Source organism: Jeotgalibacillus sp. 10bf12 (genome assembly GCF_055597105.1).
Genome location: NZ_CP200276.1, coordinates 1,339,647 through 1,352,022, shown reverse-complemented (window position 1 = coordinate 1,352,022; position 12,376 = coordinate 1,339,647). Strand labels below are relative to the sequence as shown.

The window sequence follows — 12,376 nt, the reverse complement described above, 5'->3', positions numbered from 1 at the left end:
TTCCCCTTTTTCTCAAAAACCGTTATTTAATTGCGTGATCACTTGTTTTCACATCTAATACACCATGTGGCAGCACTGCATGGACACCCTTCACCTGGTTAACAACCTGAGTAATCCGTAAATCAACGACTGTACTGCCAAGCGCAATCGCCTCTTCCCTGCTTAGCTGAAAGCGTTCCTGCATCAGGTCCACCATTTCTTTCAGTGCGATGCCGGCAGCTTTATTTAAGTCTTCATCAAAACCGAATGTCAGCCATCCCGACGGTGTGTCTGCACGCGGTCCGGTTAGTGTCTGATTTTCAAATAGCGTGAATGTCAGACTTACTTCATCCATTGGACATTCAATCGCTGTGCCTGAAATTTCACCGTCCCCCTGTGCTGCATGCCCGTCTCCTGTTGAAAATAGCGCACCTTCTACAGTAACCGGCAAATAAATTGTACTTCCTTCAACAAGCTCTTTGCAGTCAATATTACCACCGCAATAGCGTGGCGGTATTGTAGAATGAAGCCCTTTTTCAGCAGGGGCAGTTGCCATTACGCCCATAAATGGAGAAAGGGGCACCTGAAATTCTCTTGAGCCGATCGTTGTTTTGCCGGTCATTGCTTCAGCGTCCAATTCCCAATGTAAAAGCACCTTCTCTTCAAGTGAGATCTCTGCCTGTTCATTTTGCCAGGATTCAGTTCCGCCTCCAACATTCCACCCATACCATCCGGGTACAATTTTATTAATTCTGACTGCAATCATCATGCCAGGCTGAGCGCCGTTTATGTAAATTGGTCCGACAAGCGGATGACCCGGCTTTTTTTCTTTTGTCCGTGAGCGGAATTTCACTGAACTCCCATCTTTATTTTTCAGTTCCCATTCAAGTCCAATTGTGTTTAGTGTTACACTGTCTCCGTTTTCAATCGTCAGGACCGGCTTATGTTCCGGGCTGAACGAACCGTGAAGTACGCTGTCTGATGCTTCTATGTAATGCGTTGCCATGAAATCCCCTCCAGCTGTCCGTTTCTTTCATTGTACGTCAAACAGTCAGGAATTGAAAAAAGTATATAGAATATTCATAAAAAATGTCCCTGCTGAATGCTTCCGCAGGGACATTTTTATTTTTTATAGCCGTTTAAAGATACCGGACAGCTTTTCAGGAGGATAAGGCTTCGTTAAATATGCACTCACGTCATATTTACGCACCTTTTCAATGTCTTCGTCTAATGCAGACGATACAACAATTGGCAACTCTGTATTCCCTTCATGCTGACGGACACGTTCAATGACATCCCATCCACTCAGCTTATCTCCGAGCATAATGTCAACAACCATACCTGAGAATGATTGATGAGTTAATTCTTCAACCGCCCGCTCAGGATGATAATGATGTACCACGGAGAAGCCATTAGATTTCAGTTCGTCTGCAATGAGCAGCGCCAGACTCTGATCATCCTCCAACACCATAATTTTATGGTCTCCAATCACAGCTGTGCTCTCATTTTCTCTTAAAAGCGGCAATTCAAATTTAAATGCAGACCCGTTAGCCAGTTCACTTTCGACTGAGATCATCCCCCCGTGTTTATCGACGATCTCTTTACAAATCGCAAGCCCGAGACCTGTACCACCAATTTTACGGCTTTCACCATTGTCAATCCGCTTAAACTTTTGAAATAAACTTCCGACTTCATTTTGAGGAATGCCGATCCCCTGATCTCTGACGGTCACAATTGCTTTGCCATCTTGATTTTTCAGGCTGATTGTAATATCGCCGCCATCCGGTGAAAATTTAACTGCATTGTTCAGCAGGTTAGTCATGACCTGAGTCAGCCTTTCCCGGTCACCTCTAATAATATTATTCTCCATCTCATCTCTTAAAATGACTGCATGAGAGTTGGGAATGCTGATGTTTTCAATCACTTCCATGATTAATTCGTTTAATTTAACTTCCTGCATATGATATTCCTGTCTACCTGATTCCATTCGCTGCAAATCAAGGAAATCATTAATCAGATTGGTTAATCTTTTTGCTTCTTTATGAATCGTCTGAATATATTTTTTCTGTTTCTCTGGCTTCATTTCCTTCGTTAATAGAAGCTCTGCGAATCCAAGTACGCTTGAAAGAGGTGTTCTAAGCTCATGACTGACAGTACTGACGAGCTCAGATTTCATTTTATCAACTTCATAATCTTTTGTGATATCACGGTGGACAAACACAGTGCCTGTCCATTGGTTATTTCTATACACAGACATTCCGTAAACATCAAAAACCTTCAACAAATCATTGTTTGTATTTAAGGTGTACCTGATTGAACGGGTTCCTTCAAATGAGGCTTTGATCGCCTCTTCAAAAAATGCCGTCAATTGACCTTCTTCATTAACCCTTTCTCCGATTCTTGAAAGCCAATCTTTACATTCAACTTTATCCGGTACAGCGTCTTCTACACCAAGTAATTTGCATAATGCCTGATTATGCTGAACCATACATTTATTCTGATCAATTAACTGTATGCCTTCAGTCATATTATCAAGCATATCCTGAGTCAATTCTTTGGAGAATTTAATCTCATCGAATGCTAAGAGTCTTTCAAATGCAATTGACATACGCTGGATTAATCCCTCGATCTCTTCGCACTCACGTTCATCAAATGGTCTTCCATAGCGGGTTGCTTTAAAAACACCAATCGTATCTCCTGAACCGCTGATAATTTCTGCAGTTAAATCATATACATAGCTTGCTCTTACATCCAGACTATCCTCTTCCGGTCTGGCAAGTCTCTTACTCACTCTGATTCCTCTTTCATCAGAATGAATATGCAAATTCAGGATTTCATTTATTTTATCTGTTGACACATTCAGTGCAGAATAAGCTGATTTATCAGCCATATAAAGCATAATTTTATCAAAGTTATATAGATGATCCATGTACTGAACCATTTCATCTAAGAATTTATAGCGGTTCGCAGTTGTTGATAAAACACGGTTCAGATCATTAAATAGTTCGAGGCGATTTTTCGTCACCTCTGTCTCCATCAATGTTGCCGCAAGCTGCTCCTGCTGATCGTACATGGCTTCCTGTTGAGCCATCAGTTCCTCATTTTGCGCCTGAAGTTCTTCTTCATTTTTTTGTAAATAACTCGTCATGCTAATAAAGCTGGAAGTTAAGGTTCCGATCTCGTCTTTACGGCTTGATTGCTCTATATGAGGTGTCATGCCACGCTGAATGTCTACGGCTGCTACATGAAGTTTTTCTATCGGTTTTAGAATCGAATCAATTAAACGCCACAAAAACAGCATTAATACGCCCATCAGGATAAACGTCATCATACTTGAGATTGTCAATGAGCGTGATATTTCATCTACTGAATTCCTGAAAGCTTCATCCCTGACTGCTTCAGATTCCTGTTCAATATTTTTAGTAAATGTCAAAAACTCATTAACTGTTGTGTTAATACCTGTACTGGAATATTCCTGTAACCCTTCATAGTCTCCTGATTCTGCAAAACCCAGTGCTGTAGGTAAAAGCTCATTTTCATATAATTCCATGAAGGTTCCAAGATCATCTGCGAGTTGTCTTTCTTCATCTGAAAGATCTAATTGCGTAAAACGTTCATAAGCACCATCATAATCCTGTAAAGCCTCTTCCAGCCATTGATACTCTAATTCAGCCTGAAATGCATAAACCCCTCTGGCTCGGAAAAACACATTGTTTAATGCATCTGACAGTTCAGAAGCTGCGACTTGCTTTTCAAAGCTTTCACTCTGACTTTCAATGAGTGTTTGCTGCTGATTTTCGTTAATGATGAAAAGTGAAACATAGATGATGGCAATGACTCCAATGACTGTAGCTGAAAGCAGCAGGTATTTTTTTCGCATTGTGTTCATCAGATCAACCATCCGACTTCAGCAAATTTTCTATAAAGTCATACAGCTCTACAGGGCTGAAAGGCTTCGCCATAAAAAATTCAGCACCTGCAGCCTTCAAGACTTCCTGATCTTCTTTTTGGGTTTTAGCTGTGAGCATTAGTATCTTCAAATCATTTTTGATTGCCGGACTTAACTGCTCAAGCACCTCACGCCCCGAAAGACCAGGCATCATATAGTCCAGAATCACAACATGATATTCACCGCTGTTCAGCTTTCGAAAAGCATCATTTCCATCAACGGCTGTTTCAATATCAATCTCCAGGTCTTCTAGTGTATCTTCAATCAGCATTCTCAGAATTTCTTCGTCATCTGCTATTAATAATTTATTCAACTGATATTACCTCCTTCGGATTGATAAATTTGTTGTTTACTGATTCCGGTCAGCCTGACAAGCTGGTGCAGATTTACTGTACCTGCAAGTTCTGCAGACTCACGCTCTTCCTGATAGGAAAATCCTTGTACCTGATCTTTAATCTTCATAAAATCTTCATGAAGCATGACAAGATCATGACCATTACTTTTTTGTTGAATTCTGGCTGCCAGGTTAACCGTTCTGCCAAAATAATCAAGCAGATCATTTGCGTTTACTGCGATGACTGGACCTGTATTCAAACCGAGTTTGATTGTGAACTGTAGATTCTTCTCTCTGTTGAATGCACTTAGCCCTTCCTGTATACAGAACGCTGCTAATAAAGCATCTTCTTCTCTGAAAAAAACAGCCATTACTGCATCACCAATTGTTTTCACTATAGTGCCATCATGAGTCTGAATGTGTTTTTTCAAATATCTGAAATGCTCACTTACCTGAAAATAAGCTGACGCATCACCCTGCTTTTCATAAAGGGCAGTTGAAGATTTCAGATCACTGAAAAGCACAGTCATAGACTGCACACCAATCTGCTGATCCGGTGCAAGTACTTCTGATGAAAACAGGTCCCTGTATAATTGAAGTGAAGTAATTTCTGCAGCCGTAACAGCCTGGTTACTCCAATCTGTCAGTTCATATACAACAACTATTTCCTCTGGCGACCTATTCGCAATGGACAATTCACCACCAGATGGGCTTGCAGCAGCTATAGGGCTGTTCCATTGCTGTCCATCAAAACTGTAGGTTTGACTTGTGCCGGATTCGTTCTGTTCCATGACTGCATTGTGCTTTAACAGCCTTATTCTCGTACGCCCTTCAGAAGGTGGGTATGTCAGTTTCAACTCCTCACCTGGGGGAATTCTTTTTTGTGCAAGAATGTGTTCAGATCTTGCAGGTCCAGTCAGGCAAAATGTCTGGTCAGATGCATGACGGACTGAAGGGTGTACAGAAAACTGCATTTGAATATATTGATCAAAGCTCATTTCATAATTGATACCGCAAAGATCACAGTGAACCTGGTCTTTTATTCCCCGCATGGAAGACGACGTTGTCTTTGACACTCGGCAATTCGGACACATCAGATGCCACTCCTGCACCAGCATCCCTTCTTTCACTGCATGTAAAAACAAGGTGAGTATATCTTTTCGTGGAAACCGCCATCTGTCAGCAAGCACATAAGGCTTCATATGAAGAACTTCATCATCTCCGGCTGATTCAAGATGATGGCACAGGCGGCTCAACTGATCGGGATCTGGATTTAATCGTGATATTTTTTCTGACAGTTTTTCCAGGTGTCTATGATCAACCTCAGGAACTGATTTTACAGGCAGTGTTTCACTGCTTTTATGACGGTTAGCTTTAATGTACTTATCCAGATAATTCATAATCTCTTTGATTGACTTAAGACCAAATGTCGGAATCGCTGCGAAGCCGAGAAGGTTTGCAGGTATAAATATTGCCGTCCCTGTCATCTCTGTACCATGCTGTCCGTCAGGAAGCCGGAGTGTGGAATCTTTCAGGCTGATTTCCCATAGCAGTAATTTAATTGGTCCGCTTTCATAACGGCGTTCCACTGAATAGACTTCTTCTTTCACCCATTCGAATGGGTATTCTCTCCATTTCAGCGGAACAATTCCAAGTGCTTTTGCACGGGCATAGCGAAACATTTTCTGACCTTCAAAGGCAGGATCTGAAAATTCCACGGGAAATAAACCTGATACACGGTTCAGATGTTCAGTATCGGATAAAAGTTCCCATGCCTTCTGTTTTGGAATTGGATATTCCCTTTTAAACACGTAGCGTTGCTCTCTCATATAACATCCCCTCAGCCAGTTTCATCAGCGTAATCATGTCTTATTCCGTTGATTGCAGTCAGATTCTCAAAAAACACATCTACCAGAACAGGGTCAAAATGCTTTCCTTTTTCATAGCGGAAAAGCTCCAGGATTTTTTCAAGCGGCCATGCAGCTTTATAAGGTCTTTCTGAACCTAAAGCATCAAACACATCAGCAATTGCAACAATTCTGCCGTAAAGATGAATATCTGTTCCGCTGCGGCCTGCAGGGTAACCGGATCCATCCCACTTTTCATGATGATCTCTTGCAATCAGTGCTGCAGCCTGCAGAATTCTCCTCTTTGATTTACGAAAAATACTGTAGCCAATTTCAGCATGTTCTTTCATCTTATTAAACTCTATATCGGTTAATTTTCCAGGTTTATTTAGAATAGCATCAGGGACAGCAACTTTTCCTATATCATGCATGGGACTTGCAAGTTCAATCAGACGTGCTTCTTCTTCAGATAGACCGCAGCCCTTCGCGATCAGGTATGAATATGCAGCTACTCTTTTTACATGCTGCCCGGTTTCACGGGATCGGCTTTCACCGATATTCCCCATTGTGAGAATCATTTCTTTTTGGGATTCGATCAGTTCAGAATAAAGAATTGCTTTTTCCATTGATTGACCGGTATAGGTGGCGGCAAGGGATAAGTAGGTGACATCCTTTTCAGTAAAACGTGATGGGGAGGTCTGTTTGTTGACGGCCTGATATACACCGACAACCTCTTGCTCATCGTTACGGATTGGTATACATAATATCGATTTAGTCCGGTAGCCCGTCTTCTGATCGACCTCCGGATTAAAACGGCTGTCGTTGTATGCATCATCAATTAAAATCGCTTCCCCAGAATGGTACGCAGCCCCTACCAGGCCGGAGTCAATTGGGATTTGAACTTTATCGATTCCATGAGCGATTTTTGTCCACAATTTCTGTTCTGCCGTATCTGCAATCCATAATGTACAGCGATCAGCCAGTGTCAGGCTTCGCCCCATCTCTGCCATCAATAAATGAAGCTTGTTCAGATCATTTTCATGGGCAAGCTTAGAAGCAAAGTCAAAAATAATTTTCAATAGTTCTTCTGCAGGGATGTCAACTGATGACCCAGCATATTTTTCCATACCTACTGTCCCCTTTAAATGATTTTTCATAATCCCTTAGTAATATATGATATATTAATTATATCAAATTAAAGAATAGAACTAAAGAACTACAAGAGGTGAAAGATGACACCATTTTCATTTTTATTTCTCTCACATTTGATCGGAGACTATTTATTTCAAACGAGTTGGATGGCTGCTTATAAAAAAGATAGGTGGACAGCTTTGCTTACTCACTGTTTTATCTACACCTTAACGGTTTCATGTATTGCATTCTTTGCATTCGGCGGCCTTTCCCTGTTTGCTATTTTATTTATCTTTGTTACGCACGTGGTCATTGATAAGCAATATATCGTGCAATGGTGGGTACAGAATGTAATGAAACCACCTGCAAGTGAGCAGAAGTGGCTGACTATTGTAGTAGACCAGATATTTCATCTGATTGTATTGGGAATTGCTTTATATATATAATGTGGCAGTTGAATAAAAATAACGTTTCTGCTTCGGTGGCAGAAACGTTATTTTTCGTATGTCAGATATTTGGACAAAAATACATCTGCCGGCAGCGCTGCACTGTAATGGTGCCCCTGGACTATCCTTCCGCCTGTCTGCTTATAGAGATTAAGAGTTTCACCCGATTCAATCCCTTCAGCAATCGGAATGGCTCCAAGTATATCTGCCATATTCACAAGCGATTGAACAACCTTATATGCTCTATTGTCCTGAACCATTTTCTCCATAAAAGATTGATCAATCTTTAAAAAATCCACTTCAACATCTAATAAATGAGCAATTGTATTAAACCCTGAACCAAAATCATCAATTGATATCTTTACGCCCATGTCCTGAAGCATACTCACCTGGGATACCCACACTTCAAGGTCTGTGGTGATCCTTTCTGTCAGTTCCATTGTGATACAACCCGGATCTATCTGATAGCTATGCAATAAGTGAGCCGTTTCAGTGACCAGAGAACCCTGCAAAAAATGGTTCCCTGAAATATTCAGTGCAATATTTTTAAGTTTTCTTCCCTGCTCCTGCCATTCTGACTGTTGTCTGAACAGACGACTGAGCGTCCAGCGTTCAATGTCTATGATTTGTCCGCTATATTCTGCCTGCGGGATAAAGCTTTCCGGAAGTAACATTCCCCTTTCCGGATGCTCCCATCTGATCAACGCTTCAGCTCCAACTATTTCACCGGTGTTAATATCAATCTGAGGCTGATAGTACAACTTAAATTCATTGGCCCTTATTGCCCGTTTGACTTCATCACTGAATGCTTTTTTTATGGAATGAATTGATGCAGATGAATTCACATATGTTCCACGATCCTGTGAATAAGGCATTTTTTTAGATGTCTTAGCTGATAGAGTTCGGGGTGTGAAATTTGCTACAGTCAATGCAAGCACTCCTTTAATTACCGGTTTATTACATTCATTATAACGCATGATTTAAATATTTTATACTATTTTGTCTGAATTTTTAAACAATATTAAATAGTACTTTATTCACTATAATCCAATCAGCCATATTTCTTCTGGTGTTCTTTCTTCATTGCCAGGTATTCTTTATCTTCCCGCACCTGAATCCACTTTTTTTCAAAAATCGAAGCGGATTCGGCTTTCTCATCATCAATGTCCCGATCATTGATATCACCGCTTTTGTTATACTTTTTCCCACCCTTATAATTCGCATACCGTCTTGCACGGGTATAGCCCATCTGCAGAAATTTACGGGCCATATCCATTCCGACAAAGTCATCTTTTTCTTTATATTCTAAGTACATTCCATATATTTTTTCAGAGGATTCCTTAGCAATGTCAGGTGTTTTGAAGCGCCAGTGAGGCAGAATCTCACCTTTATATGGTTCTACAAGGAGAACGCCCTGCTCACCCCTGCCTACTCTGTATAATTCAGGCTTCTTCCTAAAGTTAATGTTGTCAAAATCCAGGTCATAATCAAACGCCATGTTTACCAGCCTCCTTTGTACACCATACCCGACTGACGCGTCTGATAACGGAAATTCACATAAGAAAAAGAAGCACCTGAACAGCGCTTCCTGACGTGTAAAATATTAGCGGGCGGTTTCTGTGGTCTTACGTCTGAATACAGATAAATGACACGCGATTGCTCTCTCCATATTCAGCGTGCCTCCTGATCCGATAAAAAAGACGGAAAACCCGATTGGATTTTCCGCCTTACACTTATTGGTCGATGCCGCGATTCATTTCATATACTTCATAAGCAGTGTCTGTATCTGATATCACTTTCAGCTGTTTATCCTCCGATAATGGGAACACTCTGCATGTAAAAGCAGCTTCTCCATTGTTGATAAAGATCTCAGCAATACTATGGTCCACAATGATATCGAGATGAAACAGGCTTTCTGTCAGCGTTACTTCTCTCGTTGTCCCGTACTGTGGTTCTGTCACATGTGCCATTCCGGAACGGTCAGTGACCATCTTTTTGGAACTTTGATCATAAGTGACAGTAAATGCTTCATTCTCAGAGCTGAACAATTCAAGCTTTAAGTCCGCTGCCTGCTTCACTTCAAACTTTGCTCTCCAGGCTTTTACGCTGCCAAGTGCAATGTCAGCTGAACCTTGTGACATCTTTCCTTCAGCAACAGGCGAGCCTTTTAAAAGCTCCAGCGACGCAGCCGGCTTCTGCAGCAGACGGTTGCCTTTTCGCAACAGTTGACGCGGTAATGTCAGACAGTGCGCCCATTTATTTTCATCAGTTGGAAATTCAACTTCTCCTACACCTGCCCAGCCATATAACAGACGCTTGCCATCTGCATCAAAGCTTTGAGGCGCATAGAAGTCAAATCCCTTATCAAGCTCATGATACTCATCCACTTCAAATGATAAGCTTTCCAGGTGCAGCGTGCCTGCCACATAGATTGTGTTGAACACATTATGATAGTTCTCCCCTTCAGGCTCAATGCCTTGAGGTGAAAAGATCAAAAAGTCTTTGCCATCGATCTCGAAATAATCCGGGCATTCCCACATATAACCTTCAAGATCAATGTCCACCGAAAGCTCTCCAATGAACGTCCAGCTCAGTGCATCAGGGGAACGATAGGTAATAATCGCGCCGGTCTGATCCACCCGCTGTGCACCCAGCAGCATGTAATACTGTCCATCTTTTTCAAATACTTTAGGGTCTCTCACATGACCTGTATAACCATCAGGCACACTCTCAATTAACGGGTTGTGCTCATACTTGCGGATTTCACCGCTCTCATTCATAATCGCCAGACACTGATGAGCATCTCTCGCTTCTGCATCATACTTCACGTTACCTGTGTAATATAAATACAGCTCATCCCCGACCTGCAGAGAGGCGCCGGAATAAGCGCCGTGAGACTCATAATCCTCAACAGGTGTAATGGCAGTGTCATGCCTTTTGAAATGGGCAAGGTCTTTAGAAGAAACGTGCGCCCAGTGCTTCATCCCATGATACGCCCCGTAAGGATACCACTGATAAAATACGTGATATTCCCCTTTAAACCAGGCAAGTCCATTTGGATCATTTAATAATCCATATTGAGGGTGAATGTGAAAGGACGGTTTCCATTCATCGTGAGCTGATTGCGCTTTTAACGCTTCAAGCTCTCCATCTTCCGCCTCTAAAATTGTTCTGTATTTCGGTTCAAAATAGCGGGTCATACTGGTCCTCCTCTTAAACATCAAAGCTTGGGTTTTTCACCTTTCCATAAGCAGCTGTAAATACTGCACCTAATGCGAGTGCTGCTACATTGGCAATTACATAATGAAGATGTCCGCCACCAGTCGTTGAAATGATGGCAATCCCCGGTACTGCCGTTGCACCGAATCCAAGTGCGTTAATATTCAGGAAGAATACATAGGCACCTGCAATGGCACTCGCCAGACAACCTGCAATCAGCGGGAATTTATAGCGTACGTTAATCCCGAACAGTGCGGGTTCTGAAATTCCGAATAAAATCGATCCAAATGATGAAATACCAATCTGACGTGCTTTCTTATCGTGCCAGCGCAGGTAAAGGTAACCAAGCACTGCACCACCCTGTCCCATAAGTGCAACAGACATCAGTGGCATAATAAAGTTCAAGCCGGTATCTGCGATCAGCTGTGCTTCAACTGCGCCAATGACGTGGTGAAGACCAGTAATCACGACAACCTGCTGAATACCTGCAAAGACAACAAATCCTACAACACCAAGGTTTTCAGTTCCCCAAAGCAGACTTGATGTTAATCCTTCTGCGAGTAAACGGCCAATCGGTCCAACAATAATAAACAATAGTAAACCTGCTAGTGTAACGGTTAAAAACGGTACAAGAAATAACTTAATCATATCCGGAACGACACGAGTGAAAAAGTTATCAAGCTTTGCTACGACAAGTCCCATCAGCAGGGCAACAATAATTCCACCCTGGAATCCAACAAGTTCTATATCTAACCCTAAAATGTTGATCATTTCGGCATCAACAGCACCACTTGCCACATCAAAGGCATTTCCAAGGTCAGGGTGAAGCATGATTGCTCCAATTACAAGTCCTAAAACCGGGTTACCCCCGAATCTTTTTGTAGCAGACCATACAACGAGTAACGGCAGAATCGTAAAGATACCCGTCGACATCACCTGAATAAATCTGTTGAGTCCAGTAATTGAAGGATACATGTCAACGACAGACTGTTCACCAAACACACCCGGCTGGCTGAGCAGCCCTGTAATTCCCATTAATAACGCAGCTGCCAGCAGCCCGGGAATAATCTGCACAAATACATCTGATAACGCTTTAATTCCGCGCTGAAAGGCATTTTGCTTTTTAGCTGATGTGCCTTTCACATCGCTGAGTGACATATCATCCATTCCAGCCTGCTGCTGGAATACTTTATAGACATCATTTACTGTGCCTGCCCCAAAAATAATCTGAAGCTGGTCTCCGGCAATGAATGCACCTTTAACAAATTCAAGCTGTTCTATATCTTTGATTGAAATTTTGTCCTGATCATCTGTAACAATCCGCAGTCGCGTCGCACAGTGTGCAGCTCCCTGGATATTTTCTTTGCCGCCTATGAGACGAATGACTTCTTTAACGGTTGGTTCATATTTCTGAAGTTTTCCACTCATGAAGTTTCTCCTTTCGACAGAGCCGGTTTTATGTAATATATAT

The 12,376-nt window shown here is 41.9% G+C and carries 10 protein-coding genes; 1 reads left to right on the top strand and 9 read right to left on the bottom strand.

Annotation, left to right across the window (positions count from 1 at the left end):
* Nucleotides 1-22: 22 nt before the first annotated feature.
* The 5 genes from DH10bf12_RS07055 to DH10bf12_RS07035 all read right to left on the bottom strand — a co-directional run bounded on the left by DH10bf12_RS07055 (nucleotide 23) and on the right by DH10bf12_RS07035 (nucleotide 7,236).
* Nucleotides 23-985 (bottom strand): acetamidase/formamidase family protein, encoded by a 963-nt coding sequence (locus DH10bf12_RS07055; protein ID WP_471737809.1) that lies wholly within the window; start codon nucleotides 983-985, stop codon nucleotides 23-25.
* A 123-nt stretch (nucleotides 986-1,108) separates the two neighbouring features.
* Nucleotides 1,109-3,868: an ATP-binding protein gene (locus DH10bf12_RS07050; protein ID WP_471737808.1), complete on the bottom strand. Its 2,760-nt coding sequence runs from the start codon at nucleotides 3,866-3,868 to the stop codon at nucleotides 1,109-1,111.
* A gap of 4 nt (nucleotides 3,869-3,872) precedes the next feature.
* Complete coding sequence (locus DH10bf12_RS07045) at nucleotides 3,873-4,241, bottom strand: response regulator transcription factor (protein ID WP_471737807.1); 369 nt, start codon at nucleotides 4,239-4,241, stop codon at nucleotides 3,873-3,875.
* Entirely contained in the window at nucleotides 4,238-6,091 is a 1,854-nt protein-coding gene (locus DH10bf12_RS07040) for an adenylate/guanylate cyclase domain-containing protein (protein WP_471737806.1), read from the bottom strand. The genes DH10bf12_RS07045 and DH10bf12_RS07040 overlap by 4 nt, the downstream gene beginning before the upstream one ends.
* 11 nt (nucleotides 6,092-6,102) lie before the next feature.
* Nucleotides 6,103-7,236, bottom strand: a complete 1,134-nt coding sequence (locus tag DH10bf12_RS07035) for an HD domain-containing phosphohydrolase (RefSeq protein ID WP_471737805.1) — start codon at nucleotides 7,234-7,236, stop codon at nucleotides 6,103-6,105.
* A gap of 105 nt (nucleotides 7,237-7,341) precedes the next feature.
* Here DH10bf12_RS07035 and DH10bf12_RS07030 point away from each other — a divergent pair, with 105 nt between their 5' ends.
* Entirely contained in the window at nucleotides 7,342-7,686 is a 345-nt protein-coding gene (locus tag DH10bf12_RS07030) for a DUF3307 domain-containing protein (RefSeq protein ID WP_471737804.1), read from the top strand.
* A 47-nt stretch (nucleotides 7,687-7,733) separates the two neighbouring features.
* On the opposite strand, the gene DH10bf12_RS07025 is transcribed toward DH10bf12_RS07030, so the two are convergent.
* From DH10bf12_RS07025 to DH10bf12_RS07010, 4 genes are all read right to left on the bottom strand, one after another.
* Nucleotides 7,734-8,615 (bottom strand): EAL domain-containing protein, encoded by an 882-nt coding sequence (locus DH10bf12_RS07025; protein ID WP_471737803.1) that lies wholly within the window; start codon nucleotides 8,613-8,615, stop codon nucleotides 7,734-7,736.
* A gap of 122 nt (nucleotides 8,616-8,737) precedes the next feature.
* On the bottom strand, nucleotides 8,738-9,184 hold the full coding sequence (locus DH10bf12_RS07020) for a DUF4385 domain-containing protein (protein ID WP_471737802.1): 447 nt from the start codon (nucleotides 9,182-9,184) through the stop codon (nucleotides 8,738-8,740).
* Between the two features lie 235 nt (nucleotides 9,185-9,419).
* Entirely contained in the window at nucleotides 9,420-10,886 is a 1,467-nt protein-coding gene (locus DH10bf12_RS07015) for a glycoside hydrolase family 32 protein (protein ID WP_471737801.1), read from the bottom strand.
* 13 nt (nucleotides 10,887-10,899) lie between these two features.
* Complete coding sequence (locus tag DH10bf12_RS07010) at nucleotides 10,900-12,333, bottom strand: PTS transporter subunit EIIC (RefSeq protein WP_471737800.1); 1,434 nt, start codon at nucleotides 12,331-12,333, stop codon at nucleotides 10,900-10,902.
* Nucleotides 12,334-12,376 lie beyond the last annotated feature (43 nt).

Excerpts from the sequence above, each read along its gene's own strand:
- DH10bf12_RS07055 (WP_471737809.1), bottom strand. The coding sequence starts at position 985 with ATGGCAACGCATTACATAGAAGCATCAGACAGCGTACTTCACGGTTCG.
- DH10bf12_RS07050 (WP_471737808.1), bottom strand. The coding sequence starts at position 3,868 with ATGAACACAATGCGAAAAAAATACCTGCTGCTTTCAGCTACAGTCATT.
- DH10bf12_RS07040 (WP_471737806.1), bottom strand. The coding sequence starts at position 6,091 with ATGAGAGAGCAACGCTACGTGTTTAAAAGGGAATATCCAATTCCAAAA.
- DH10bf12_RS07035 (WP_471737805.1), bottom strand. The coding sequence starts at position 7,236 with ATGGAAAAATATGCTGGGTCATCAGTTGACATCCCTGCAGAAGAACTA.
- DH10bf12_RS07030 (WP_471737804.1), top strand. The coding sequence starts at position 7,342 with ATGACACCATTTTCATTTTTATTTCTCTCACATTTGATCGGAGACTAT.
- DH10bf12_RS07020 (WP_471737802.1), bottom strand. The coding sequence starts at position 9,184 with ATGGCGTTTGATTATGACCTGGATTTTGACAACATTAACTTTAGGAAG.
- DH10bf12_RS07015 (WP_471737801.1), bottom strand. The coding sequence starts at position 10,886 with ATGACCCGCTATTTTGAACCGAAATACAGAACAATTTTAGAGGCGGAA.
- DH10bf12_RS07010 (WP_471737800.1), bottom strand. The coding sequence starts at position 12,333 with ATGAGTGGAAAACTTCAGAAATATGAACCAACCGTTAAAGAAGTCATT.